Source organism: Paenibacillus sp. FSL H7-0737 (genome assembly GCF_000758545.1).
Taxonomy (GTDB): Bacteria; Bacillota; Bacilli; order Paenibacillales; family Paenibacillaceae; genus Paenibacillus_AQ.
The window spans coordinates 481,740-506,464 of record NZ_CP009279.1; the positions used below are offsets into that span (position 1 = coordinate 481,740).

The 24,725-nt window shown below is 46.5% G+C and carries 24 protein-coding genes; 19 read left to right on the top strand and 5 right to left on the bottom strand.

Annotation, left to right across the window (positions count from 1 at the left end; all coding sequences use genetic code 11):
• Positions 1-87 precede the first annotated feature (87 nt).
• The 3 genes from cysT to H70737_RS02175 all read left to right on the top strand — a co-directional run bounded on the left by cysT (position 88) and on the right by H70737_RS02175 (position 2,657).
• A complete protein-coding gene (cysT, locus tag H70737_RS02165; protein WP_042184402.1) occupies positions 88-942 on the top strand; it encodes a sulfate ABC transporter permease subunit CysT in 855 nt (284 codons plus the stop codon).
• Positions 943-1,457: 515 nt separating this feature from the next.
• On the top strand, positions 1,458-2,321 hold the full coding sequence (gene cysW, locus H70737_RS02170; RefSeq protein WP_042184404.1) for a sulfate ABC transporter permease subunit CysW: 864 nt from the start codon (positions 1,458-1,460) through the stop codon (positions 2,319-2,321).
• A gap of 111 nt (positions 2,322-2,432) precedes the next feature.
• Positions 2,433-2,657 (top strand): YezD family protein, encoded by a 225-nt coding sequence (locus tag H70737_RS02175; RefSeq protein WP_042184406.1) that lies wholly within the window; start codon positions 2,433-2,435, stop codon positions 2,655-2,657.
• A gap of 107 nt (positions 2,658-2,764) precedes the next feature.
• On the opposite strand, the gene H70737_RS02180 is transcribed toward H70737_RS02175, so the two are convergent.
• The gene (locus tag H70737_RS02180; RefSeq protein ID WP_042184408.1) at positions 2,765-3,073 is read right to left on the bottom strand and encodes a hypothetical protein; all 309 of its coding nucleotides are present in this window, start codon (positions 3,071-3,073) and stop codon (positions 2,765-2,767) included.
• Positions 3,074-3,327: 254 nt separating this feature from the next.
• Here H70737_RS02180 and H70737_RS02185 point away from each other — a divergent pair, with 254 nt between their 5' ends.
• The 9 genes from H70737_RS02185 to H70737_RS02225 all read left to right on the top strand — a co-directional run bounded on the left by H70737_RS02185 (position 3,328) and on the right by H70737_RS02225 (position 15,743).
• Positions 3,328-5,592 (top strand): helix-turn-helix domain-containing protein, encoded by a 2,265-nt coding sequence (locus tag H70737_RS02185; protein WP_042184410.1) that lies wholly within the window; start codon positions 3,328-3,330, stop codon positions 5,590-5,592.
• A gap of 281 nt (positions 5,593-5,873) precedes the next feature.
• Complete coding sequence (locus H70737_RS02190; protein ID WP_231573375.1) at positions 5,874-6,794, top strand: ABC transporter permease; 921 nt, start codon at positions 5,874-5,876, stop codon at positions 6,792-6,794.
• A 10-nt stretch (positions 6,795-6,804) separates the two neighbouring features.
• Positions 6,805-7,665 (top strand): carbohydrate ABC transporter permease, encoded by an 861-nt coding sequence (locus tag H70737_RS02195; RefSeq protein WP_042184413.1) that lies wholly within the window; start codon positions 6,805-6,807, stop codon positions 7,663-7,665.
• Positions 7,666-7,723: 58 nt separating this feature from the next.
• Positions 7,724-9,346 (top strand): extracellular solute-binding protein, encoded by a 1,623-nt coding sequence (locus H70737_RS02200; protein ID WP_052404131.1) that lies wholly within the window; start codon positions 7,724-7,726, stop codon positions 9,344-9,346.
• A 79-nt stretch (positions 9,347-9,425) separates the two neighbouring features.
• Positions 9,426-11,381 (top strand): alginate lyase family protein, encoded by a 1,956-nt coding sequence (locus tag H70737_RS02205; RefSeq protein WP_042184415.1) that lies wholly within the window; start codon positions 9,426-9,428, stop codon positions 11,379-11,381.
• Positions 11,382-11,424: 43 nt separating this feature from the next.
• Positions 11,425-12,564, top strand: coding sequence for a glycoside hydrolase family 88 protein (locus H70737_RS02210; protein ID WP_042184418.1), 1,140 nt, complete (start codon positions 11,425-11,427; stop codon positions 12,562-12,564).
• 246 nt (positions 12,565-12,810) lie between these two features.
• Positions 12,811-13,224, top strand: coding sequence for a GNAT family N-acetyltransferase (locus H70737_RS02215; protein WP_042184421.1), 414 nt, complete (start codon positions 12,811-12,813; stop codon positions 13,222-13,224).
• Positions 13,225-13,441: 217 nt separating this feature from the next.
• Positions 13,442-14,074, top strand: a complete 633-nt coding sequence (locus tag H70737_RS02220) for an NAD(P)-dependent oxidoreductase (RefSeq protein ID WP_042184423.1) — start codon at positions 13,442-13,444, stop codon at positions 14,072-14,074.
• A 46-nt stretch (positions 14,075-14,120) separates the two neighbouring features.
• Positions 14,121-15,743, top strand: a complete 1,623-nt coding sequence (locus H70737_RS02225) for a bifunctional ADP-dependent NAD(P)H-hydrate dehydratase/NAD(P)H-hydrate epimerase (RefSeq protein ID WP_042184424.1) — start codon at positions 14,121-14,123, stop codon at positions 15,741-15,743.
• A gap of 7 nt (positions 15,744-15,750) precedes the next feature.
• Here the strand turns inward: H70737_RS02225 and H70737_RS29605 are convergent, their stop codons facing one another.
• Together H70737_RS29605 and H70737_RS02235 are read right to left on the bottom strand one after the other, a co-directional pair.
• Positions 15,751-16,206: a hypothetical protein gene (locus H70737_RS29605; protein WP_052404132.1), complete on the bottom strand. Its 456-nt coding sequence runs from the start codon at positions 16,204-16,206 to the stop codon at positions 15,751-15,753.
• 32 nt (positions 16,207-16,238) lie between these two features.
• Complete coding sequence (locus H70737_RS02235; protein ID WP_042184427.1) at positions 16,239-17,138, bottom strand: SDR family oxidoreductase; 900 nt, start codon at positions 17,136-17,138, stop codon at positions 16,239-16,241.
• Positions 17,139-17,267: 129 nt separating this feature from the next.
• On the opposite strand from H70737_RS02235, the gene H70737_RS02240 reads away from it, so the two are divergent.
• The 3 genes from H70737_RS02240 to sdaAA all read left to right on the top strand — a co-directional run bounded on the left by H70737_RS02240 (position 17,268) and on the right by sdaAA (position 19,735).
• Positions 17,268-17,849: a DUF4269 domain-containing protein gene (locus tag H70737_RS02240; RefSeq protein WP_042184430.1), complete on the top strand. Its 582-nt coding sequence runs from the start codon at positions 17,268-17,270 to the stop codon at positions 17,847-17,849.
• Positions 17,850-18,149: 300 nt separating this feature from the next.
• On the top strand, positions 18,150-18,860 hold the full coding sequence (sdaAB, locus tag H70737_RS02245; RefSeq protein ID WP_042184432.1) for an L-serine ammonia-lyase, iron-sulfur-dependent subunit beta: 711 nt from the start codon (positions 18,150-18,152) through the stop codon (positions 18,858-18,860).
• A complete protein-coding gene (sdaAA, locus tag H70737_RS02250) occupies positions 18,857-19,735 on the top strand; it encodes an L-serine ammonia-lyase, iron-sulfur-dependent, subunit alpha (protein WP_042184434.1) in 879 nt (292 codons plus the stop codon). Before sdaAB ends, sdaAA begins: the two co-directional genes overlap by 4 nt.
• A 28-nt stretch (positions 19,736-19,763) precedes the next feature.
• On the opposite strand, the gene H70737_RS02255 is transcribed toward sdaAA, so the two are convergent.
• Positions 19,764-20,066, bottom strand: coding sequence for a hypothetical protein (locus H70737_RS02255; protein ID WP_042184436.1), 303 nt, complete (start codon positions 20,064-20,066; stop codon positions 19,764-19,766).
• A 61-nt stretch (positions 20,067-20,127) separates the two neighbouring features.
• On the opposite strand from H70737_RS02255, the gene H70737_RS02260 reads away from it, so the two are divergent.
• Positions 20,128-20,325, top strand: a complete 198-nt coding sequence (locus H70737_RS02260) for a YwbE family protein (RefSeq protein ID WP_042184438.1) — start codon at positions 20,128-20,130, stop codon at positions 20,323-20,325.
• Positions 20,326-20,429: 104 nt separating this feature from the next.
• Here H70737_RS02260 and H70737_RS30110 read toward each other — a convergent pair whose 3' ends face one another.
• A complete protein-coding gene (locus tag H70737_RS30110) occupies positions 20,430-21,155 on the bottom strand; it encodes an HNH endonuclease (protein WP_042184440.1) in 726 nt (241 codons plus the stop codon).
• Between the two features lie 362 nt (positions 21,156-21,517).
• On the opposite strand from H70737_RS30110, the gene H70737_RS02270 reads away from it, so the two are divergent.
• The 3 genes from H70737_RS02270 to H70737_RS02280 all read left to right on the top strand — a co-directional run bounded on the left by H70737_RS02270 (position 21,518) and on the right by H70737_RS02280 (position 24,715).
• Positions 21,518-22,000, top strand: a complete 483-nt coding sequence (locus H70737_RS02270) for a hypothetical protein (RefSeq protein WP_042184442.1) — start codon at positions 21,518-21,520, stop codon at positions 21,998-22,000.
• Between the two features lie 52 nt (positions 22,001-22,052).
• A complete protein-coding gene (locus H70737_RS02275; RefSeq protein ID WP_042184444.1) occupies positions 22,053-23,072 on the top strand; it encodes a LacI family DNA-binding transcriptional regulator in 1,020 nt (339 codons plus the stop codon).
• A 305-nt stretch (positions 23,073-23,377) separates the two neighbouring features.
• Entirely contained in the window at positions 23,378-24,715 is a 1,338-nt protein-coding gene (locus H70737_RS02280) for a glycoside hydrolase family 30 protein (protein WP_042184446.1), read from the top strand.
• Positions 24,716-24,725: the final 10 nt, after the last annotated feature.

The window sequence follows — 24,725 nt, forward strand, 5'->3', positions numbered from 1 at the left end:
TGAAAATTATATTTTTCTTTAAGAGATTTGTCCCTAGTAAGGGGCTGATCGGCTAACCTGCCGAAGGCGAGAAAGGATGAATAGGGGATGAATGTCACCGCAACGACTACAGCTGTATCGGCGACAACGCGGCGAAGGATACTACCCGGTTTTGGGATAACGATGGGGTACAGCGTACTTTACCTGAGTCTCGTGGTACTCTTGCCACTTTCAGCATTGTTGTTCAATTCTACTGGGCTGAGCTGGGCGAAATTCTGGGATGTAGCTACCGATCCGCGTGTATTGGCTTCGTATCGTGTCAGCCTGTCTACGGCAGCGGCTGCTGCTTTTGTGGATGCTATTCTAGGTCTCTTGCTGGCGTGGGTACTAGTGCGTTACGAATTTCCAGGCAAAAGAATATTTGATGCGCTGATCGATCTTCCGTTTGCTTTACCGACAGCTGTAGCTGGTGTCTCCTTGACGGCTCTTTATGCCACAAATGGCTGGATCGGGGCGTGGCTTGAGCCACTAGGATTAAAGGTGGCATTTACTCCGCTTGGCATTACCCTTGCCTTAATGTTCATTGGGATACCGTTCGTCGTGCGAACGGTACAGCCGGTGCTGGAGGATTTGGACCGAGATATGGAGGAAGCCTCGGCAACCCTCGGTGCAGGCCGCTGGAGAACCTTTCGTTCAGTAGTACTGCCTGAGCTGTTTCCGCCGTTGTTAACAGGCTTTGCTTTGGCATTTGCCCGTGGTATTGGTGAATTCGGCTCTGTCGTGTTCATCTCCGGTAATATGCCGATGAGAACGGAGATTGCTCCTTTGCTTATTATGTCCAAACTGGAGCAGTATGATTACGCTGGTGCTACTGCCGTTGCGTTGCTCCTGCTTCTCATTTCCTTCTTAATGCTGTTAGTCATTAATACGCTCCAGCGTTGGGTGCGTAAGACTTCTCGGTAAGTCTTTCGGTGTTACTCTCTATATTGCAAGTATTTAATTTGGAAGTTTTGTTTTGCTGAGCGATTCTTAGCGAAGCTATACCCTAACAGGTAAATGACGACTTTATTTTACGAAGCATACTTGCTTCCGTAAAATGTAGAATCTTTAGGCGAATTGAGGAGTCGCAGAGTGAATTTGCTTTTAGAGGAGCGATAGCGATCTCGAAGTTTTGAACTCAGATAACTGGTAAGAAAGGAACGGAGAGGAATATTGGAACTGTAGAAGCGTTAGCGTTCGCCTTTATCCTCGGATTTCTACCGCGGACAGCGGTTCAAATCAGGAAATCTGAGGATAACAGCGATCGGAAGTCCAATATTCCTTGGAGTGACCCATTACCAGTTATCTTGTTTGAACGATTCCAGCCGCCCGATAACTCCCAAATTCACTCGAAGACATTTCATATTTCCCGTTGTTCGGCATTTTTCAGAAGCTAATCATGCTTTCGTAAAACCCTTTAAAGGTAGGAGGAATAACTTGTGGCAGGCACCATCCCACTCCAAGCCCCCCGGCTACAGAAGAATACGTCCTCGCCAGCGACAACGGAAACCAAGGCTGTAAAATGGGTGTTGATCGGAGCTGCTGGACTAGTCCTTTTTTGGCTGATTGCCTTGCCTTTGATTGTCGTGCTGACAGAGGCACTCAAAAAGGGCTGGGACGTATATATAGCTGCTCTGACCGATCCAGATGCCCGTTCCGCTTTGCGGCTGACGTTGCTTGTTGCAGCGATCACTGTACCACTGAATACCTTTTTTGGTGTAGCGGCTGCATGGGCAGTAACCAAGTTTCGTTTTCGCGGTAAAGGGTTTCTCATTACCTTGATAGATCTCCCCTTTGCAGTATCGCCTGTCATCGGCGGTCTGATCTTTGTGCTCGTCTTCGGCGCCAACGGTTGGTTTGGCCCTTGGCTGAGCGCTCATGATATCAAGATCGTATTTGCGCTTCCAGGCATCGTGTTGGCCACGCTGTTTGTGACCTTTCCCTTTGTGGCGCGTGAGTTAATCCCGCTGATGGAGGATCAAGGGACACAGGAGGAAGAGGCAGCGATTACCCTCGGAGCACATGGGTGGCAAATCTTTTTCAGAGTCACGCTTCCTAATATTAAATGGGGTTTATTGTACGGTATTATTTTGTGTAATGCGCGGGCCATGGGCGAGTTCGGCGCAGTTTCTGTGGTGTCCGGGCATATACGTGGGGAGACGAATACACTGCCGCTGCATGTTGAGATTTTGTACAATGAATATCAATTTTCAGCCTCTTTTGCAGTAGCTTCACTGCTCCTGTTGTTGGCTTTGGTGACGATGATTATTAAAAGCTGGTTATCACGAAAAAATGCCCATTGACAGTACTTTTGGTTCCGTGCTAAGTTAATTCATAGTATACGGGTTGGTAATAACGGAATTATGGAATTTAGGCGGATATAATCCTTTGGATGGGGAAAGGGAGGCTAGAGAATGGCTAAACCGCTGAAAGTGGATGATTTATGGCTTACGCGGATTGCAGGGCTTCTGGATGATATGGAATTTGGCTCCTTGCACATCGTAGTGCATGAAGGTCAGATTGTTCAGATGGAGCGTACGGAACGCAAACGTTTTGAGAATGGCAATGGCAACGCAAACGGGCGTTACATTAATGAGAGTGGAACCCGGCGGGCCGATTCCCAATCGGCAGGACGTTGATACAATCTCGGGCAATCATAAAGGTATATATCATATTTAAGAATAAACGCTAATAACCCACTCCTGAATAGGGGCGGGTTATTTTTCTGACGATTTAGGTGCTCTTATTAAGAACGATTTGCCTGACGTGAAGAGGAAATCCCTTCAACGAGCAGTACGAGCGCAGTGATGCCATGCATGATCCAACCTAAGAGTGGAATAAACGCTAAAATCGAGGTGATAATGCCTAGAACATTCCCTACGATGGGTTTCCGCTCTCTTTGCAGGATTACAATGGCTACAGCGTGGAGTAAAAAGGCAACGGCAAGTGGGACCCAACCATTCGCTATAATAAAGAGACCGCCGAGGACAGGCAGAGCCAGAAAAGCCTCATACACACACGTTCCCCATTTAAACAGCTTTGCTACAGGAGACATTATGCCACCAACCTTTTTAGAATATTGTTATAAATACTATTCCACACAGTGAGCAATAGGATTCAAGAATATAATACTTACCACTTTGGCGGATGTGTATGAATTTTGGGAATGGACGGCATTTTCATATTCATATATAGTGTGAGTTAGATATTTCCAAAAGAGTGTAAAGATATATGATCACCCAATAAGGATACGAATTTTACCATTGGGTGATTTTCAATTTATAAAGGAATCATCAAGGGGAGATCACATTGCTTAGAAAATCCTTTTTCACAAAACTACTTATCGCTTATCTGGTTATTATATTCGCTTACACTATGATTGCTGTCTGCCTTTCTTTTTTTAAGGACAGCCAAAACGTGCGATCGGAATTAAGCCAGAAGCAGCAGAATTTTCTCATGCAATCGCGCGACAAAATTGACACGAAACTCGGTGTTTCTTTCAATTTAATTACACAATTGAGATTAGATGATCATGTTGTTAAATTCGCTGAAAAAGATCGCGATTATTATGAGATCACGCAAGCCTCTTATGCACTGAAAAATCATATAGATGCATTCTCTGAATTCGGCTATAGCATCGATTTAATGAAGACTAACGACGATTTGGTTATTACGCCGCAAATTTCGTCGGATAGAAGACGCTATATGGAAGATATGGGAATCACTAATGAGGATTTGGCACAATTAGGTACAGACAGCACGAGTCCAAACATAACGATATCGAGCAGCCAAAATACAACGTCGACGAACAATGAAAGCGCATCCATAAGAATCGTTAATCCGGAACGGGTAGGAATAGGGAACTCATTATTTTTTGTTGTCTCATTCTTTGAACAATTGCTGCTGCCACCCCTATCACCTGATGCGCAAGAAGCTTTTGCCATTATCGAAAATGGCCGATACGTAACGCTTAAATCAAGCTTTGACGATAAACGGGAAAAGCAATTGCTTGCCTATCCACTGGCACAACTGGATGAACAGGCAACCGTGGATTATAAGAAGCTATCCAATGATGAATTCGATTTCCATTTAATCCGCTCGAATACAATGCCGCAATGGTCGTATATGTATGTTACACAGAACTACTCTTTGGTGGACTCCTTTTCCCCCAATTTAAAAGGGACTGTACTTTTATTAGCCATTCTTATCTTTGTGGGACTTGCGTTCGCCTATACAGTTTCCAGGCGCATGTACCGGCCTGTGGGTCATCTCGTCGGATTGTTCAAGAGCTACGGTGAGCCTTCGGGAGCAGACGAATTCGCTTTCTTGAACGAGACAGCGACGAGTATAAGTGAAGCCAATGAACAGATGAAATCCGCGCTACATGAGCACAAGCTTTCGATGAGAGACAAGTTCCTGCGGGATTTGCTCCATGGACTCGTTCCACCTGACAAGGTGGATGACCTGCTAAATGCACATCAACTGCAAAGCCTTTCTAACAACTTGAGCGTTTGTGTGATTTCATTCTCGAACGCTAAGGAATTGGAGGAGCAATATTCGAAAGATGCGATTCTTACGATAAAATCAAAGACTTCCTTGATTATTCATGAGCAGTTGAAGGTTCATTTCCCTTGTGAACTGCTTGATCATGATTTCACCAAATTTGTCTTCATAATCAGTGAATCCGATACGGAATCCATTCAGAAGAAGCTCATGAAAGCGATGGCTCAAATCGAGGACGCGCATGCATACGGATTGACTGCAGCTGTAGGCCAGCCTGTAATTTATGCTGGGGAAATTGACCGCTCCTTTATCCAGGCACTTGATATTCTGAAGAGAAGATCGGCTGTGGACAAGACTTCCGTCATTACTTATAAACAACTCAGTCAAGTTCAGATGGTCAGCTATTATTATCCTATCGATACGGAACGCGAGCTGATCAGCTATGTGATTCGCGGCAAGCGGGAGAATGCTTTAAATACGCTAAACCGTCTGCTATCGGAAAATCTGGAGCAAAGGCAGTTAACCAGGCAGCAGCTCGACCAGTTCAGCCTGCTTGTGTTGGCTACGCTGAGCCGAATTATCCAGCAGTTGAATATGCCTTTTGAAGAGTTCGTTCAAGCTCATAAGGAATCTCTGGACATCGTACAGCACGGCGAATCGAAGGAGCTTATGGTTTCCGCCATTACTTCCTTGTTCGGCGCCATGATGGATACGATTGATCAGCAGAATGAAATGATGGATAACAGTACGGTAAAGCGGATGATTGAATATATTCATGACAACTACAATAGGGATTTATCGCTTAGCATGATAGCGGAGGAGTTTAACTTCTCTCCTGGTTATGTCAGTATCGCTTTCAAAAATCATTCCGGAGAAAATTTTAAAGATTACTTGAATTTTTATCGTGTGCAGCAAGCTAAAGAGATTATGCGTCAGCAGAAAGATATCAAAATTGGAGATTTAGCACTAATGGTCGGGTGCAATAATGCAAACACGTTTATTCGCATGTTCCGCAAGTATGAAGGGTTAGCTCCTGGCCAATACGCAAAGAAGCTTAACGAGAAGGAATGAGGCTTCAAGTAATGAGAACTGTTGATTCAAAACAAAGCCGCCTAGCTTAATTGCCAGGCGGCTATTGTATGTTCGACGGGCGTTTCTCTATATAACGAGAAATTGTTGATACATAAAATAATGCACATTATGAACCCAGACATAAAGAGATGCCGCTAGATGAAATAATGGCGATAGACAGCGCTTACATTCATTCCTATAGTTTAAATTGCAACGCTGACCTTTCAATTGGGAGCGCTCCTGAGGGGATCAGCTAAACATCGTTGCGAGAGGAGAAGAGAGTGCTGCTTAACTTTAAAGAAATAAAAACCAACCTGATCAGGGACCGTTATCTTTATCTACTCCTGATACCGTTTCTGGCTTGGTATATCATCTTTGCGTATAAGCCGATGTACGGCCTGCAAATCGCCTTTAAGGATTTCAGTGTATATAAAGGAATTGAAGCGAGTCCCTGGGTTGGATTTGAACACTTCGAGACCTTTTTTAAAAGTCCATATTTCTGGCGGCTATTAAAAAACACAGTATTGCTCAGTTTGTATCAATTGCTGTTCGCGTTCCCTGTGCCGATTATCCTCGCTTTGTTATTTAACGAATTGAAGAATGGGGTATTCAAAGCAACGGTGCAGACCTTCACGTATTTGCCCCATTTTATTTCGGTCGTTGTCGTAGCTGGGATTGTTACTAACTTTTTGGCTCCTAGCAACGGCATTATCAATATCCTGATCGAAATGATGGGTGGAGAAAAGCAATACTTTCTGACCAATCCCGATTATTTCCGTACGATTTTTATCGGGTCCATGGATATTTGGAAGGAAGCGGGATTTGGTACCATCATCTATATAGCTGCATTGTCCGGTGTCAATCCGGCTTTGTATGAAGCAGCGGTTATCGATGGAGCTAATAAATGGAAGCAAATGTGGCATATCACGCTTCCCGCCATCATTCCGACGATCGCAATCATGCTTGTCATGAAGGTGGGCTCCATGTTGGAAGTAGGCTATGAGGCGATCATTCTTCTGTATCAGCCAGCCACCTATGAGACGGCCGACGTTATTAACACCTACGTGTACCGGTCTGGTTTACAGGATGCACGTTACGACCTGGCGACAGCGGTGGGACTGTTCAATGCCGTCGTTGGATTTATTCTAGTCGTATTTGCCAACAAGATGAGCAAGAAGTTAACAGAGACTGGATTATGGTAGGTGATGGAAGATGAAAAAAACCAGAGGCGAAAAGCTGTTCTATATCTTTAACTGTGTATTTCTTGGAGTAATCGCTTTGCTTGCATTATATCCGTTTGTCTATGTCTTATCCGCATCCATCAGCTCCTCTGATGCGGTCGTTACCGGCAAGGTGATCTTGCTGCCGCGCGATATTAACTTTGACTCCTATGCAAAGGTATTATCGGAAAAGGGGATTTGGATTGCCTATTTTAACACGTTTTATTACACGATATTCGGCGTAATCGTCAATTTAATTCTCACCATTTGCGGCGCCTATGCCCTGTCCAAGAAACGGGTTATGGGGCGTACGGCCATCAGCTTCTTTATCGCGCTGACAATGTGGTTCCAACCGGGCATGATTCCGATGTATCTCAATTTCAGAGATTTGAACATGCTTGACAACAGGTTTACGATCATTATCGGTTTCGCGATTACGACCTTCTATGTCTTCCTCATGAGAACGTTCTTCCAGAGTATTCCGGAGGAACTCGAGGAAGCGGCAAAGGTTGACGGAGCAAATGATCTGACGATTTTATGGAAGGTGTATCTGCCGCTGTCCAAAGCCTCTCTTGTAACGATCGGATTATTTTATGCGGTGCACCGCTGGAACGGCTATTTCTGGACGATGATCCTACTGAGCGACGAGAGTAAGGTACCGCTACAAGTCTTGCTAAAGAAACTCATCGTAGAAATGAACGTGAGCGACGAAATGGGGAATATGGCGGTATATTCTAAGGAAACGATCATTTATGCAACTATTATCGTCTCCATTATACCGATTGTTGCAGCTTATCCCTTCATTCAGAAATATTTCGTCAAAGGCGCCATGATCGGTTCCGTCAAAGGCTAATGGCTACTTCAATCCTTTTACTATGAAATCAAGAAACCAATATTGGGAGGTCATGAATATGGGTAACAAAAAATGGATGAAATCATCTGCAATAATCATGATGTCAGTCGGTATGCTGCTGGCAGGCTGTAGTAACAATAACGCTCCGCAAAATAGTGGAAGTTCAGCGAATGATTCAAAAGGGTCGGATACAGAACAACTATCCGGGAACTTGATCTCTAAAGAGCCGGTTGAACTGACGCTCCATATGCACTACTCAGATAAGTTTATATTCGACGATAACTGGCCTGTCTTCAAAGAAGCGGAAGCCATGACCAATATTAAGCTAAAGGGTACTGCATCTAAGGCCTCGACGAATAGTAAAGAACTGTTCAATACAATGATGGCTTCCGGAAAAATTCCGGATCTGGTCCATCATCAAATTAAGGAGCAGTACGACAGCCTTGGGATTGAAGGGGCCTTTCTTGAGCTAGATGACCTGATTGAAAAATATGCCCCGAACATTAAAAAGTTCTTTTCCGAACATCCAGATGCAGCTAAATATATGAAAGCCTATAACGGCAAAACGTATTTCCTTAACTTTACGCCAGATGGACCGGCTGCAAGGGGCTGGTTTGTACGTCAGGATTGGCTGGATAAATTGGGACTAGAGCAGCCGAAAACTGTAGATGAGCTGTATGCGCTCTTGAAAGCCTTCAAAGAAAAAGATCCGAACGGTAATGGAGTAAACGATGAAATCCCATACTTCAGCCGGTCCAAGCTGGATGGAATTTACGATCTACTGATTCAGTGGGGCGTGCAGGGCGGGGCCGATGCGGCCAAACGCGGATTTTACGCGGATAACGGTGTCGTCAAGTACGGCATGTATGAGCCGGGTTATAAGACTGCCATCGAAAATATTGCGAAGTGGTATAAGGAAGGCTTAATCGATAAAGAAATTTTCACCCGCGGAGAGAAGGCGCGTAACATTTTGCTCGGAGACAATGTCGGCGGCATGACGCACGACTGGTTCGCCAGCACAGCTAACTTCAATGACATTCTTGCGACTGAGATTCCAGGCTTCTCTTTTGTTCCGATGACGCCTCCAGCGAACACTGAAGGCAAAGTAATCGAAGAAAGTTCCCGCAAGGGGACGCATGCAAGCGGATGGGGAATCTCGGCGACTACCAAGCATCCCGTAGAAGCGATCAAATATATGGATTTCTGGTTTTCCGAAGAGGGCCGGAGACTGATGAACTTTGGCATCGAAGGTAAGGACTACGACCTCGTGGACGGCAAACCGAAGTTTAAAGATTCATTATTGAAAAATAAAGAAAAGACAGTCATTCAACAGCTTCAGGAAGAGGGAGCCCAGATCGAGCTCGCCTTCCATCAAGACTACGCTTACGAAGAACAATGGACAAACGCAACTGCGTTGAAAGGCATCAAGGAATACATTGACAATGGCTATATTATGAAGGCTTATCCGCCGATTTCTTATACAGATGATGAACGGAGCAAATTTGAGGAGTTAAATGCGGGCGTACTGACTTATGTGGAAGAAAAGCTGCAGCGTTGGGTGCTCGGCGTGGAACCAGTAAACGATGAGACATTTAGCAAGTATATTAAAGAGCTGGAAAGCTTGGGCATCAAGGATTTGCTTGCTCTGGAGCAAGGTGCATACGACCGTTACATGAAATAGCTGGAATCGCTCCTTCCGGAGTCTTGATGATTTCGGAGGGGGCATTTCGAATTCAAAATAACATAATGGAGATGAATAAATGAATCTGAAATCATTGCTGAAAGAGCCGATGACTACGACGGAGCTGTTAGCTAACTTGCGCTCACGGCTTGAGCCGATGGACGAGAAAGCCGCCTATATCGCAGCACATATGCCTGATCACGTGCGCGAGACGATTGCGAATGCCGAATTCGTCTATCAAGGAATGATCATGCTTCCTGGTACAGGGGGAGTCAGAGAGTTTGTCGGGAATCCGCCTAGCTGGCTAGAGCGCAGACATAATGACAATGAATATTTATGGCAGCTGAATCGCATGACGCATTGGCAGGATTTACTGGAAGCCTACTCGCTCACCAAGGACGCGAAATACGGACTCAAGGTCATCGATGAAATGCTGGACTGGATCGAAACGGTCACTATTCCTGAGGACTTACTGGCTAAGCCGATTGGCTATTTTACGGAATGCCATCCGCTGAGGGTTTTGGAGATTGGTATCCGGGGCTACAAAATTTGGCCGCTTGTTCTGGAGCATCTAGGCCCTTCGGAGTTGTTCACGGAAGAAATTTTGGAGAAGTATTTAACAGTCATTTACAAGCAAGTAAAAGCTTTGCGTAACGTGTCGCCTCAGTTGTGGCCTAAAGCGGATCATAACCATTATTTAATGGAATGTTTGGGCCTTCTGACGACTGCTCTTTACTTTCCCGAGCTGAATGAAGCTGAGGAATGGAAGGCTTTTGCGATCGAGGGCATCGAAAAGTGCAGCATGGCGCAACTGACAGAGGATGGCGGTCAAATTGAAGGCTGTCCATCGTATCATAATGGCTGCATGTTCTGGTTCGGGCTGGCTGTCGTTCTGGCTAAACGTTTCGATTTTGATTTCTCTGCGGAGTACATGGAACGGTTCAGAAAGAATTTGGATTACTCGATCTACTCGTTAAGACCAACCGGGAAATGTGTACCTGTCGGAGACTCTTTTGCAAATCCGCTTGCGGTAATGTCTGGCGTTTATGGGTATTATGCCTTGAATGATAGCTCCTGGCTAGGTCTTGCAACGAATTTGATTGATGTACACGAAGTTGTAAGGGAAGCTAGTAAGCATGTATGGAGAGCGCTCGATGTCCGCCAATTTGTGGAGGAGCTGTATTCCTTGCAGGATAGAGAGTTTGTATTGGATAAGCCCACGACATTCTGGAATCGTACGCTGGATCAAGCGATTATCCGCAGTGGCTGGGATTCGAAGGCTCTTAGTTTTTTGTTTACATGTAAAAGCCCGATTCAGAATGCCCATGCCCATATCGATCTGATGAGCTTTGATTTTACGGCACTCGGAAAAGACATGATTTGCGATCCCGGATTTTTTTGTTATCGGAATGATGAGGACCGTAAGCAGTTTAAGAGCTCGAATTATCACTCTACGCTGCTGATCGATGAGCGAGATCATTTCGAGTATATTAATTCCTTTACATTTGGGCCACAAAAGCCTGGTGGAATCTACAATGTAGAGGATAGAGGCTTCTATCAGCTCGCCAGCGCCAGCCATACAAACTATGATCCGGTTGTCCATCATCGGCATATTTCACTAGTCGATAATCGGTTCATTGTTATTGCAGATCGGGTAGAAGGACTAAATGATCGTAGCGTTCAGCGTTATTTCCATCTGGATTTTGTCGAGGTGAAAGAGAGCCTAGGCGGCGTGATTGGGACTAGCGATATTGCAAATCTGGCGATTGCGACAAGCCATACGGGGAAATTGGATCTTCTGGAGGGAAGGCTGTCCGATGAGACCGATATCTCAAGGCCTTCGACAAGGGTCCGCTTTCAGGATAGCTACAGCGGTACTATGACTTTCTTGACCGTGCTTATTCCTTTTCAAGGGGGGCAACAGCCTGCCGTTCAGATTATTGAAGAAGAGGAAGGTGTATTTAGCTTCGAGCTTGGAGATCAGTACTTGGTTTCGATAAACGAAAGAGATATGCACATAAGCAAACGGGCTTGAAAAGGGGTGACCCTTAGAAAGTTAAAAAATAGGAGTGAGCAGATTGTTGAACCTTCAGGCTGATGATCAAATTTGGGTAGATAATGTCATAGCTAAACTAACGGACAAAATGGACGTCGTATGTGAACGATCAAGAAACAAAATTCCATACACGACAAGAAATGGCACGCACGACAATCAGATCGAAAAAGATATCAACTGGTGGACGAATGGATTTTGGGGCGGTATGATGTGGCTCATGTACCATGAAACCGGCGCTCAGAAGTACAAGGAAATCGCCAATTTTACGGAGGATGCTTTGGATGCCTGCTTCCATCAATTCTACGGTCTGCATCATGATGTCGGATTTATGTGGTTGCCTACGAGCTTGGCCAATTATAAAGTTACCGGAAATCCGGAATCTCGTAAGAGGGCAATACACGCCGCCAACTTACTTGCTGGACGATTTAATCTGGCAGGCGGATTTATCCGCGCTTGGAACGATGATACGGCCAGCGAAGATACAAGAGGGTGGGCGATCGTGGACTGCATGATGAATCTACCGCTTCTCTATTGGGCGAGCGAAGAGACTAAAGATCCGCGATATGCGCAAATCGCAATGAGGCATGCGGACACCGCTCTAGAAGCTTTTATCAGGCCAGACGGTTCCGTGAATCATATCGTGGAGTTCGATCCGTTCCATGGAGGCGTGGTCCGAACTTACGGCGGCCAAGGCTACGAGGATGGCTCGTCCTGGACACGTGGGCAGACCTGGGCTTTATACGGCTTTATGATCAGTTATACGCATACGGGAAAGCCGGAGTATTTGCAGGCAGCCAAACGGGTGGCGCATTATTTTATGGCTAATATTCCGGATAACGGGGTTATTCCAATCGATTTCCGGCAACCGAAGGAGCCCGCTTACGAAGACTCCACGGCAGCGGTGATCGCAGCTTGCGGACTGATCGAGATCGCCCAAGTTGTTGGCGAGCACGAAAAGGAGGTCTACCTGAACGCCTCGCTGAAGCTCGTGAAAACAGTGGACGCTACTCGCTGCGACTGGACGACCGATTCCGATCATCTTTTAATGGGCGGTTCAGCAGCGTATCATCATAAAGACATTCATGTTTCAATCATTTATGGCGATTATTATTTTATGGAAGCTATTTTTAAGTTAAAGGGGAACGACTTGTTCTTGTGGTAGTAAAACGATATACCAGATCAGTTAACCAGATTATTGGGAGTAATCGCCTATTTAATAAGAAGATAATACTTCATAATAATGAAAATCGTTGATAAAAAAAAGCCGCCTAGCCTATGTGCCAGGCGGCTATTGTATATTCGACGGAGGCAAGTCTTGCCTGTGCACCATTGAGTCGTATATAGTTGGAACAGCAATGCTGAACGGCGCTAATTCTATTTTATTGTAGGATGCTAGGAGGAGAAAGGTATGGGGACAACAGGAAAGCTGGATATACGTCATGAATGTCCTTCAGTGGAACAGTATTTAGCACTGAGAAAAGAGGCTGGACTGAGTGCAATGAGCGCAGAAGGGGCTGCGATAGGGCTGCCTCGTTCTATTTTTGCAGTAACCTTGTATGAGGAAGATACCTTGGTCGGGATGGGCAGGGTGATTGGCGATGGGGGATGTTTTTTTCAGGTTACGGATATCGCAGTGAAGCCTTCTTATCAGGGTCGTGGTTTAGGAAAATTGATCATGGGGGAAATCAGGGATTTTCTTCATACTGTACCGGACAAGGCTTATGTCAGTCTAATCGCGGATGGGGAAGCCTCTAAATTGTATGCACAATATGGCTTTGAATCGGTCATGCCACGTTCTCAGGGAATGTTTTTACGTCCTTAATGTGAGGACATGCTACTTAGTAGAGAGTGCCCCTTGTATTGGTGAAGGGGTTTTTCGTTTGGAAGTTAACGGATGCGATTTGATTTCAAATGGACCGCACGGGATAAATAATGATTAAAGGTTGTAAGGGAAAGGCTATTGAGACGAGTATTGAAAAATATAAATAAGCAGGAAGGCCGCACGCTGGCCTTACCCGGAAAAAGTGAGGAAAAAACAGATGGATGTTGTAGTATTGGGTGCATCAGGAACGATTGGAAAGGCGATAGTACAGGAGGCTTTAAAAAGAAAACATGAGGTAACAGCTGCGGTACGGACTCCAGAATCAGTAACCCTTGAACATGAACGGCTGCACATCACGACTGTAGATGTTCTAGACCCTGCTTCAGTCGCAGCTGCAGTCCGTGGTCATGAAGAGGTAATCAGTGCATACGGTCCAGTACTCGGACAAGAGAAGGATTTGCTAACAGCGGCTAAGGCGATTGTTGAGGGGATGCAAGAAGCTGGGCTCAATCGACTGCTAGTTGTGGGTGGTGCAGGGAGTTTGAAGACTGAATCAGGAGAGCTGTTGATGGATACGGCAGATTTCCCTGCTCAGATTAGACCACTGGCAGAGGCACATGCGGAAGCTTATGAAATTTACAAAAACACAGAACTGGATTATACGTATGCCAGTCCTGCTGCGGTAGTTCATTCCGGTCGACGTACAGGTCAATTTCGCATTGGACTCGACCGTCTTGTTTTTGATGAGAATGGCGAAAGTATAATCAGTGTAGAAGATTTTGCTGTAGCTATGGTGGACGAGCTGGAGGAAGGGAATTTTAGCCGGACGAGATTTACTGTAGCTTATTGATATCAAGCTAGTTGTGGATTGAAGTGTAGCGGAAAGGGGCCAAACCATGTATCTGGTAACTGCTGAGCAAATGCGGAGGCTGGACGGAGAAACAATCCAGCGGCTGGGGATTCCAGCTATTGCGCTGATGGAGAATGCGGGAAGAGTGATCGCAGAGGAGATCGTTGCGCTGTGCCGGCGGAGAGGTGGAGAGGGCTGCAGAAATGCAGCCGGATGGGAAGACGCCGGGAAGGATGCATTTCAGGTCAGCGCAGATCATGCGCTGACCTTGGACAATGCCGCCGCCGAGCGATGGTTTATCCTCGTCGGCAAAGGCAACAACGGCGGCGATGGCCTCGCCGCCGCACGGTATCTTCGCGAGACCGGCATCGCCGTCACGCTCGTTTATGCGGTGCCGCCGGAGTCGCTCTCCGGCGAGGCCGCCCTGCAGCGCGATGCGGCTGCAGCCATGGGCCTTCCTGCCGTGGTATACGGCAGGGATCGGCTGGACCTTGCCGAGTGCAGCGGCATCTTGGATGCGCTGCTCGGCACCGGCGCCGCGGGAGCCCCTCGCGGCGCCTATGCGGAGCTGATTGCCGCAGCGAATAGCAGCGGCAAAGTGATCGTGTCCGCGGACATCCCGAGTGGTCTGAACGCGGACACCGGTGAGACGCATGAGCCTTGCATTCATGCGTCGGTGACGGTTTGCCTCGCGTTTCTCAAGCGAGGTCTCCTGCAATACCCCGGTGCAGGCGCAGCGGGGCATGTGAAGGTCCGGGCCATCGGAATTCCGTCTTCTTTGGCCCCTGAAAGCGGTGTGCAGGTTCACCTGCTGACACCGGAAGTGCTGCATGCCCATCTGGGCGTAGATCTGGCCCGCCGGCGTTCGCCTGAAGGCCATAAGGGTACTTATGGGCATGTCCTTCTTGCAGCCGGCACCTTAAGAATGAGCGGCGCCGGACTGCTCTCTGCCCGTGCTGCGCTCCGGGCAGGCTGCGGATTAGTGACATGGGCGCTTCCTCAGAAGCTGCTGCCCTGTATCATCGGTTCTGCCCCTGAGCTCATGTTAGCCGATGTTGGGGGCAATGAAGATGGAACCTGGCAAGCAGGGAGCGTTTCAGAGCTGCTGAGGCTAAGTAAAGAGCGAGATGTTCTTGCCATTGGTCCCGGTCTTGGTCGGTTCGAGGCTGATACAGAATGGCTTCGCAATCTCTGGGAAGAGACGGATTGTCCTCTGGTGATCGATGCGGATGCTTTAAATATATTAGCTGAAGCTGATTACAAGAGCTGGGCAAGTAGACGCCATCCGGTGATTCTGACGCCTCATCCAGGTGAGATGGCCCGTCTTGCTAGTATAACAACAGCTGAGGTGCAACGGGACCGCATCAGTCTGGCTATGGGATATGCGAAAGAGCATGGGGTTACCCTTGTATTAAAAGGAGCGCATACGGTTATAGCAACGCCTGAAGGGCAAGCTTATGTAAACACCACAGGCCATCCCGGCATGGGTACTGGTGGAGCCGGTGATGTGCTAACGGGCATCATTTCCAGCCTGCTGGCTCAGGGACTGAATGAGGCGCAGGCAGCAGCTTTTGGTGTATATCTACACGGATTAGCAGGGGAGAGAGCCGCCCGTCAGCGGAATAATCCAGCGGCTATTATTGCCGGTGATATCATAGAAGCACTCTGAGTGCAGCTTATAACAGCAGCAAGCAGAGCAGCGGTAGAAATAGTGCAAACACAGGCAGTAGTAGAGGGGAACGCTCTACACCCAGTTGCGTCACTCGTAGCAGCAGCAGTCCCAAAATTCCAGCCAGGCCCCATAGCAGTAGCTCTGAACCTTGTTCTGCTGCCAGCCATAGACCTGCACCGAAACCTGCGGCTACGTATACAACAAGGGAAACGATGTGGGATGTGGTACGCAGGAGGCGCAGCAGAACATCGGCTACTAGTGCGGCTGGCAGTCCATAAGCGTAAATCGCATAGGGGATCGAAAGTGGCCAACCCTCTGGTATGCCGTTATGTTGTGGAAACCCAAGCATAAGTAAGGAGATAAGGACGTATGTTAGCCCTGCGCAGGCTAATTTTGTTAAGGCATACATGCCACTTGTTAAACGGACAGAAGGAATATCATAATCGGGCATCTTATTCATAGGTATACATTCCTCTCGTGGTGAGTTGTGTATCAGCTGGTGACCATATCTCCACCGTTGACATGTATACATGTCCCGGTAACATATGAAGAATCAGGGCCCGCTAAAAAGAGATATGCTCCTGCTAGCTCATAAGGCTGTGCAGCACGTTTAAAGGGTGTATCTGTACCAAAGATACTAACTTCCTCTGCAGAGTAGCTTGAGGGAATCAGTGGGGTCCATACCGGACCGGGAGCTACACTGTTGACACGGACGCCAGTGTCTACGAGAGATAAGGCTAAAGAGCGGGTAAAAGAGACCACCGCCCCTTTGGTGGAGGAATAATCTATGAGCTCCTTATTTCCTTGATAGGCAGTAATGGAAGCGGTATTAATGATGGATGCACCTTTTTTAAGATGTGGAAGTGCAGCCTGAGCGAGGTAAAAGAATGGAAAGATATTCGTCTGGAACGTCTGGTACAATTGCTCTTCTGTGATATTCAAAATACTTCTTTGTGGATATTGGACCCCGTGATTATTGACCAGAATGTCCAGCTTGCCGAAGGTGCGAATCGTATGCTCCACAGCCCTGAAGCAATTCTCCTTATGGCGTAAATCAACTTCAATCCTTAGACAGCGTTGCCCTAATTCTTCGATCCGCTTTTGAGTGACTTCCGCATCTGAGGCTTCGTATAAATAAGCTATAGCAATGTCTGCACCTTCTTTTGCAAAAGCAATGGCTGCGGCTTTACCAATTCCGCTGTCGCCTCCGGTGATGAGTGCAACCTTTCCCTTCAGTTTTCCACTGCCGAAAATTTCCGGGTTTTCACTGATGGGACGAGGATTCATCAGACTCTCCAGGCCCGGCTGACGATCTTGATGCTGTGGAGGAAAAGCAATAGGCTGCTCTTTACATACTGTCCGCTCCCCATAATAGGGGTAGATGGGATTCATTTTTTTGAAATAACCTCCTTGCGTTCTACCTTCCGTATATTTCTATGCATGCGCCCAGAAAAGCGTGCGCTGTCATCAATACATACATATGCGTTTATAAACCCGAGTTGGAGGAGGCACTTGTCCAAAATGAATGATTGGCGAAATGTCGATTATTTGATTCATGGAACCGTGGTTCAGAAAGAGGTCTATAACCTTCTTACAGAGCTGGAGATTATGAATTTGCTAACAGACTACACCCCTTTGTTGGTTGGGACAATACCGCTTGGAATTCAAGTGGAGGGCAGCGATTTGGATATCATTTGTGAGGTTTATGATCCTATGAAGTTTAAGGCGCTAGTTGTTCGATATTTTGGAGCCATGGAGGGGTTTGTTAGCGAATCACGAGTGGTTCAAGGGATTCCTCGAACGAAAATTAACTTTATGGTAAAGGGCTGGCCTATCGAACTGTTTGGGCAGCCGAGGCGAACGGAGCTCCAGAATGGTTATTTGCATATGATCGTTGAAGCTGAAATTTTAGCTCAGATGGATGATGATTTTCGCGAACGGATCATTCTTTTAAAATCAAGTGGATGGAAGACAGAGCCTGCCTTTGCGAAAGCTATGGGATTAGAGGGCGATCCTTACGAAGCGCTGCTGGAGCTGGAAAAGCTTCCTCGGAGCGCTCTTCATGCTTTATGCCATTCTGTTCAAGCGAGGGAACAAGTATGATCTTGTCTTGAGAATCTCCGCGCAGCCGGTATTGCCAAGTGCCACCTGATGGTTATTGAAACCAATGAACATGGAAGAGGGTTCTGGGAAGGGATGGGCTGGCAGTATAGAGTTGGAATTATGCTGTGCTCCCAGGATATCTTGTGATACTCAGGACATGAAATAGAAATACTAGCCTTTGAATACGCAAAGTCAGGCATTTGGATATCACAGCAAATGTCACGGTGAACTCCGACTGCTAGTGCAGTATACTATATAGGAGTACGATAATTGCCTATTCTTGCAGGCAGGAGGTCTTTTATGCGTTTTAAGGATGTATTTTCAATTATTGGTCCGGCGATGGTCGGTCCTTCAAGCTCACATACCGCTGGGGCGGCACGGATCGGGAGGGCTGCAAGGCAGGTGTTGGGTGAAGTACCGCGTGTGGCTGAAGTAACGTTTTTCGGTTCTTTTGCAGCAACTTATCAGGGACATGGCACAGATCGGGCGATTGTTGGAGGGTTACTTGATTTCACTACCGACGATCATCGGCTTCCAGATTCCCTAGAACTGGCGGTCGAAGCCGGGATGGAAGTTTCTTTTAAGCAAGGAACAGGTCTGTTCCCACATCCGAACACCGTTAAGCTGCATCTCATCGGACAAGAAACAGGAAGCGAACTGACACTAACAGGGACATCTATTGGTGGCGGAAACATCGAGATTGTTGATATCGACGGTTTTGGAGTGAAGCTTACGGGGATCTATCCGACGGTTCTGATTAATCATATGGATTATTTAGGTGTTCTGGCAAGTGTTACGGAAGTGATGCGTAACGGACAGTTTAATATAGGGCATATGTCTCTCGATCGTAAGAATCGTAGTGGTGCAGCCTTAACGGTGCTGGAGCTGGATGAAGCGGCTACACCGGAGCTTCTTGAAGCGCTTAAAGCGCTCACTGCTGTGAAATCCGTGAAGCTGGTTAATTTAAACGAAGGTAAGCAAGATGAGAAGGGGAAGGAAAGTTTAACATGAATTTTCAAACACTTAGCGAGCTGGCTGTATTGTGTGAGGAACGTGGTCTCACGATTGGAGCACTTATGCTCGAAGAGCAAAGCGCGGAATCTGGACGTTCCAGTGATCATGAATTTTCCACGATGCGTGAATATTATGGCGTGATGAAAGAGGCTGTTCATCGCGGGATGCATGAAGATACAACTTCGCGCAGCGGCCTTACAGGCATGGATGCCCAGCGTGTAGGAGCATACAACGCAGCTGATGAGCCATGCCTAGGTGGACCTGCAGGTCAAGCTATGGCTTACGCGCTGGCTGTATCCGAAGTGAATGCTTCTATGGGCCGGATCATTGCGACGCCTACTGCTGGTTCATGCGGGATTATTCCGGGTGTATTTCTCAGCTGTCAGGAACGGTTTGGCTGGGATGATGACTACATGGTATCCGGATTGTTCGCAGCCGGGGCCATCGGTTATGTCATCGCCAATAACTCCTTTGTATCGGGTGCGGAAGGCGGCTGTCAAGCTGAGGTAGGTTCTGCCATTGGGATGGCAGCAGGCGCGTTAACCGAGCTACGCGGCGGAACGCCTGCACAAGCAGTGCATGCTGTCGGGTTAGCACTTAAGAACACTTTAGGCCTGATTTGTGATCCGGTTGGCGGACTTGTTGAGATTCCTTGTATTGTTAGAAACGGATTCGGTGCAGTTACTGCACTTGCCGCCGCAGATATGGCACTGGCTGGTGTTCGTAGTGTGATTCCTTCTGATGAAGTTATCAAGGTCATGCTCGAGGTAGGCTCAGCTATGCCAGAGAAACACCGCGAGACTGCAGGGGGCGGTTTAGCACAGACACCTACCGGCCGTAAAATCATGCAGGATTTACGCAAAAAGAAGTAATTAATACGTCTCAAATCACAATTTGTATTTAGAGCAGTTTGAAACGTTCCAGCTGATCCCATTGACCTTCTTGTCGAAGGATTTCTGCCTGCCTAGGTCCAATGAGGTCAAAGTGGGGAAACGATGAACGATTATGAATATATTGGGCAGGCAATCCGTTCTCCTCGCACCAGTGTTTCAGTGTGGTAAGATCACTACAGCCCACCTTGGTGACAGTAGTGATGCCGGGAAAGCGTGGATCCAGCCAATAATGAGTCAAGAAGGCGATCTCTCCTGCGGAGACCGCTTTTTTCCACCGGGATAATTCTTCTCTATTGATGCCGAAGGCCATAACGTCTCATCCTTATCTATTGTAGTTGACAACATTATAACCCATGAAAGGGGATTACATCATGAACGGACAAGTAAGAGCGGATATTCGTCCTGGGCTTGAAGTGGATATTGTACTTAAACAGGATCAGCCTACAGGCAAGCTAACACACGGTACGGTGAAAGATATTCTCACGAACTCGCCTCGGCATCCGCATGGCATTAAGGTCAGATTGACTAGCGGACAGGTAGGACGAGTTAAGAATATTACAGGCAACTAAATAAACTACACTTCTCCACATTAAAAAGCGACCCTAATCTCGTAGGTTATTCTGTTCACGGAAACAGAACAACCTACGAGATTAGGGCTTTTTGATTTAAGTTGTTATATTCGGCCCATAAAATCCTCAACAGATTTATCAGCTTTAGTCTGATTACATAACGTGCAAGCGCAGACGCAATTATTTGGGGTTGTATGACCCCCTTTAGCACGAGGTAGTAAATGATCAATGGTGTCCCCATAAGCGCCGCAGAAGTAGCAGGTGTAATTGTCTCTGGCTAGTATATAAGCGCGAAAATCCTTATTACTATACAATCGTCGAATCGTTCGACGGTTTACAACGATAGCGGCATGTTCCCTGACCAGGGTAATTGCAAGCGCTAGATCAATCTCCTGATGCCAACGCCGTCCCTTGTCGCTATGACCGCGCATTAGAATCATCCCTTTGGTAGAAGGAATCAATTGGGTTGGATCTTCGGGATTTAGCTTTGTGCCTTGAGCATGCGGCCTTTTTCTTCGCTGTTCCAAACCTCGTACGCATCGGTTCGGATTAGATTGTCCTGAAGAAGCAGCAGCGGAAGACGGCTTTCCCTCTTTGGGACGCTCCAATAGAGTGTGCTGATGGGTTTGAATCGTATCAAGCTTCACCAGTAAGGGGTTTGCTGTGAGTTTTATATTTAGTGTTTCCCGTTGTTTGCGACATTCACGGCAGGCACCACGGCGTGACTGCCCCTTGGAACGTTTGCCTGTACGTCTGCGAAATTCCGTGAGCGGCTTTAGCTTGTGGCAATAAGCACACTGCTTGGTAGATAGAAGGTCGGTATCGTTCATAGGTATGTTAGGTGCAGCGCATGTGTACGCATGTCCTGTCTCCTTGTTTTTGAAATATAAACTATAAGTTCCACACCATACTTTATGTCTTGGGTTTCTCGCTTATAAGGACGTAGAAATTGTTTATGCTTTGGATTCAATGATGTTCATTTATGAGTTCCGTTAATTGAAATGTTAGCTTCTAAACTTAGTATAACGTAAAGCGCTGCTGTTCACATCGTACGTAAAAAAACCATAAACACAGCCAAATTTGTGATATGCATCTCGGTGATAAACAGGGAAAACTTGTAAAATAGAAAAAAGGGCAGATTCGTTATCTAGATAGGGTTGCTCTAATTCTTATTTGGAAATGGGGAAGTGAAATGGAATTAACGAAGGGAAGGCCGGGTACAGTAACATGGCTGTATATTCTTCTTATTTTTTTGGGGGTTGGAGCGTTAGGAGGGGGCGGTGCTCTTGTAATAGATCCAAGCGGGGATCTAATGAAAATGCCGACTTCTATGCTGGAAAGATCGCCATTCTCTGATTTTTTATTCCCGGGTATTCTGCTATTTATCGTATTTGGATTACTGCCCCTCCTCGTTGTTTATGGTCTGATCAAGAGACCTCAGTGGCACTTGGTGGAACGATTAAATCCGTTCAAGAAATTATATAGCTTCTGGGCTTTGTCTCTGTATATCGGGTTTGGGCAAATCATTTGGATAACGGTGCAGACGTACATGCTGAATAGTGTTGCAATTATACATCTGATCTATATGAGTCTGGGGCTGTTGATTCAGACCGTTACACTACTCCCCTCTGTACAAAGTTACTTTTCGCTGGACGGCGGTACGGAAAGACGTTAAAATTGCAGTGAACAAAAGGCATTTCATTTGTCAGGGCAAGGAGCGAGCCGATTTGACAACGATATACGATATTGCCAAAAGAACCGGTTACTCTCCAACAACGGTTTCTAAGGCGTTTAATAATTATTCCGATGTACGTGAGAAAACTCGTCAGGAAATATTCCGGGTTGCCCAAGAAATGGGGTATTTGCCAAATTCACATGCCCGTACATTGACCACTAAGAAATCGTGGACCATCGGCGTGCTGTTCGTAGAGAATACGGGATTTGGTATTCGCCATCCTTTTTTCAGCGCTGTGATCGAAAGCTTTAAGAAGGTTGCTGTTGAAAAGGGTTATGCCCTCATGTTTATCTCCAAAGATGTCGGTGGTAAGCAAAGCGGTTATTTAGAGAATTGCAGGATTCGTGGCGTAGACGGCGTTGTTGTCTTCTTGTCCGATTATGAGGATCCGTATTTCCGTGAACTGCTTGAGAGTGATATTCCTACCGTTATTATGGATTTCGAGACTTCTGAGACGCATACGGTATGCTCAGATAATACTTCTGGAGCCCAGCTGGCAGTGGAGTATCTAGCCTCTTTGGGGCATCGCAAGATTGCCCATATATCCGGCGGCATGAACACATTTCCAGGTAAAATGCGGGAGTTGGGTTACAAGACCGCTATGAAGCAGCGAGGGTTTAAAGTACCTAAGTCCTATGTGGTAAACGGAGCCTTTTATTCTCGGGAAAGCGGATATAACGCGATGCTGGAGCTTCTTAAGCTCCCTGAACGTCCAACCGCCGTCTTTGCTTCCGGTGACTTACTAGCCTTAGGGGCTATTATGGCCGCTAAAGATAGTGGACTTTCCGTACCGATGGATATTTCAGTTATGGGTTACGATGACATCGATCTTGCCGAGTACGTTACACCTGCATTGACAACGGTGCGTCAGGATACGGAGCTTCTTGGAAGCCAAGCGGCGGACATTCTTTTAACCTCAATTGAAGGTAAAGTATTAGATAAGGAAGCGATTTTAGTTCCGGTGGAAGTGGTTGAACGGGAATCCTGTGCACCTCCGATTAGCGGAAAGTAGTCTGATAAATCTTGACGAACTGAAAAGAGTCCTGCTAAAGTAAAAGACAGTATAGCTTTCAATTGTTCTTATGAGATGAGATAGTGGTATTTGGCACATCTTATGTAGTGAGATGGAGCTATAATAGACCCTTTGTTATAAATGCTCTTTCAATTGATTTGGAAGATCATTTTTTTTCGAAACAAACGAAACCGGTTTCGATTGTTTCGATTTGATGGCTCATTGCTCCGAATCTATAACATCGGAAGATGATCCAGTAAAGACTAGTGCTTTGGTAAGAAAACAATTCAAAGGAGCTGGATGAAATGGCAAAAGTTCAAACTGTGGTAACTGCAAAAGATACAGGGGAACGCTTAACTCCAAAAGATGCAATTGTTTTTAGCGCAAGAGTAGGATCTGGGTCTGCCGATGTGGAGATTAAGCCAGAGCAGGAGTTTCAAAAGATGATTGGATTTGGTGGCGCTTTCACTGAAGCTGCTGCTTATACGTTGTCACGTCTGAGCTCCGAGAAACGAGCAGAGGTTATTCATCGGTACTTCCATCCAGTAGAGGGATTAGGCTATAGCATGGGGCGTGTTCATATACACAGCTGTGATTTTGCCCTCGGTAATTATACTTATGTTGCTGATCATGACACAGAGCTAGCTACTTTTGATATCTCACATGACCATAAGTGGGTACTTCCGCTGATAAAAGATGCCATGGAAGTAAGAGGCGGTGCATTCACGATGCTGGCTTCTCCTTGGAGCCCTCCGGCATGGATGAAAACAAATGGAGAAATGAATAACGGTGGATCACTGAAGCCGGAATACGCAGAAGTTTGGGCGCGCTACTATACGAAATACATTGAAGCTTATGGAAAAGAGGGAGTACCGATTTGGGCAGTTTCCGTGCAAAATGAGCCGGCTGCCGTTCAGGTCTGGGATTCATGTATTTATAGTGCGGAAGAGGAACGGGATTTTGTTAAAAATTATCTTGGACCGGTGATGCATCAGACCGGCCATTCAGATGTGAACATTGTAATCTGGGATCATAACCGCGATATTATGGTCGAGCGTGCTTCGGCAGTATTATCTGATCCTGAAGCTGCAAAGTATGTGTGGGGTACAGGTATTCACTGGTACGGAGGCGAGGAGTTCGACAAAGTAGAAAAGGTACATGATTTATTTCCTGACAAGCATTTGTTGTTCACAGAGGGCTGCCAAGAGGGCGGCGTTAAGCTGGGAGAATGGTTTACAGGCGAACGTTACGGCAGAAACATGATTGGAGATCTCAATGCGTGGACAGAAGGATACCTGGATTGGAACCTGGTACTGGATGAGACTGGAGGTCCTAACCATGTAGGCAATCTCTGCGATGCGCCGATTATTGCAGATACTACAACGGATGAAGTGCACTATAACAGCTCCTATTATTACATTGGGCATTTCAGTAAATTCATTGCGCCAGGTGCAGTACGGATCGGATTTACATCTGAAGCGGAAGGTATCTTAACCACAGCATTCCGTAATCCTGACGGTAGTATAGCTGTCGTACTGATGAATGAAAGTGAAGAAGAGCACAATGTAACGCTAGGTCTAGGCGAAGAGATTGCAAGCTGCGAGCTATCGCCTCATTCCATCGTAACGCATTTGATTTCATAAATAATCTACA

What these genes read in the sequence shown, in the direction of transcription:
- cysT (WP_042184402.1), top strand. Translation starts at nt 88, where the DNA reads ATGAATGTCACCGCAACGACTACAGCTGTATCGGCGACAACGCGGCGA.
- H70737_RS02175 (WP_042184406.1), top strand. Translation starts at nt 2,433, where the DNA reads ATGGCTAAACCGCTGAAAGTGGATGATTTATGGCTTACGCGGATTGCA.
- H70737_RS02180 (WP_042184408.1), bottom strand. Translation starts at nt 3,073, where the DNA reads ATGTCTCCTGTAGCAAAGCTGTTTAAATGGGGAACGTGTGTGTATGAG.
- H70737_RS02195 (WP_042184413.1), top strand. Translation starts at nt 6,805, where the DNA reads ATGAAAAAAACCAGAGGCGAAAAGCTGTTCTATATCTTTAACTGTGTA.
- H70737_RS02200 (WP_052404131.1), top strand. Translation starts at nt 7,724, where the DNA reads ATGGGTAACAAAAAATGGATGAAATCATCTGCAATAATCATGATGTCA.
- H70737_RS02205 (WP_042184415.1), top strand. Translation starts at nt 9,426, where the DNA reads ATGAATCTGAAATCATTGCTGAAAGAGCCGATGACTACGACGGAGCTG.
- H70737_RS02215 (WP_042184421.1), top strand. Translation starts at nt 12,811, where the DNA reads ATGGGGACAACAGGAAAGCTGGATATACGTCATGAATGTCCTTCAGTG.
- H70737_RS02220 (WP_042184423.1), top strand. Translation starts at nt 13,442, where the DNA reads ATGGATGTTGTAGTATTGGGTGCATCAGGAACGATTGGAAAGGCGATA.
- H70737_RS02225 (WP_042184424.1), top strand. Translation starts at nt 14,121, where the DNA reads ATGTATCTGGTAACTGCTGAGCAAATGCGGAGGCTGGACGGAGAAACA.
- H70737_RS29605 (WP_052404132.1), bottom strand. Translation starts at nt 16,206, where the DNA reads ATGAATAAGATGCCCGATTATGATATTCCTTCTGTCCGTTTAACAAGT.
- H70737_RS02235 (WP_042184427.1), bottom strand. Translation starts at nt 17,138, where the DNA reads ATGAATCCCATCTACCCCTATTATGGGGAGCGGACAGTATGTAAAGAG.
- H70737_RS02240 (WP_042184430.1), top strand. Translation starts at nt 17,268, where the DNA reads ATGAATGATTGGCGAAATGTCGATTATTTGATTCATGGAACCGTGGTT.
- sdaAB (WP_042184432.1), top strand. Translation starts at nt 18,150, where the DNA reads ATGCGTTTTAAGGATGTATTTTCAATTATTGGTCCGGCGATGGTCGGT.
- sdaAA (WP_042184434.1), top strand. Translation starts at nt 18,857, where the DNA reads ATGAATTTTCAAACACTTAGCGAGCTGGCTGTATTGTGTGAGGAACGT.
- H70737_RS02255 (WP_042184436.1), bottom strand. Translation starts at nt 20,066, where the DNA reads ATGGCCTTCGGCATCAATAGAGAAGAATTATCCCGGTGGAAAAAAGCG.
- H70737_RS02260 (WP_042184438.1), top strand. Translation starts at nt 20,128, where the DNA reads ATGAACGGACAAGTAAGAGCGGATATTCGTCCTGGGCTTGAAGTGGAT.
- H70737_RS30110 (WP_042184440.1), bottom strand. Translation starts at nt 21,155, where the DNA reads ATGAACGATACCGACCTTCTATCTACCAAGCAGTGTGCTTATTGCCAC.
- H70737_RS02270 (WP_042184442.1), top strand. Translation starts at nt 21,518, where the DNA reads ATGGAATTAACGAAGGGAAGGCCGGGTACAGTAACATGGCTGTATATT.
- H70737_RS02280 (WP_042184446.1), top strand. Translation starts at nt 23,378, where the DNA reads ATGGCAAAAGTTCAAACTGTGGTAACTGCAAAAGATACAGGGGAACGC.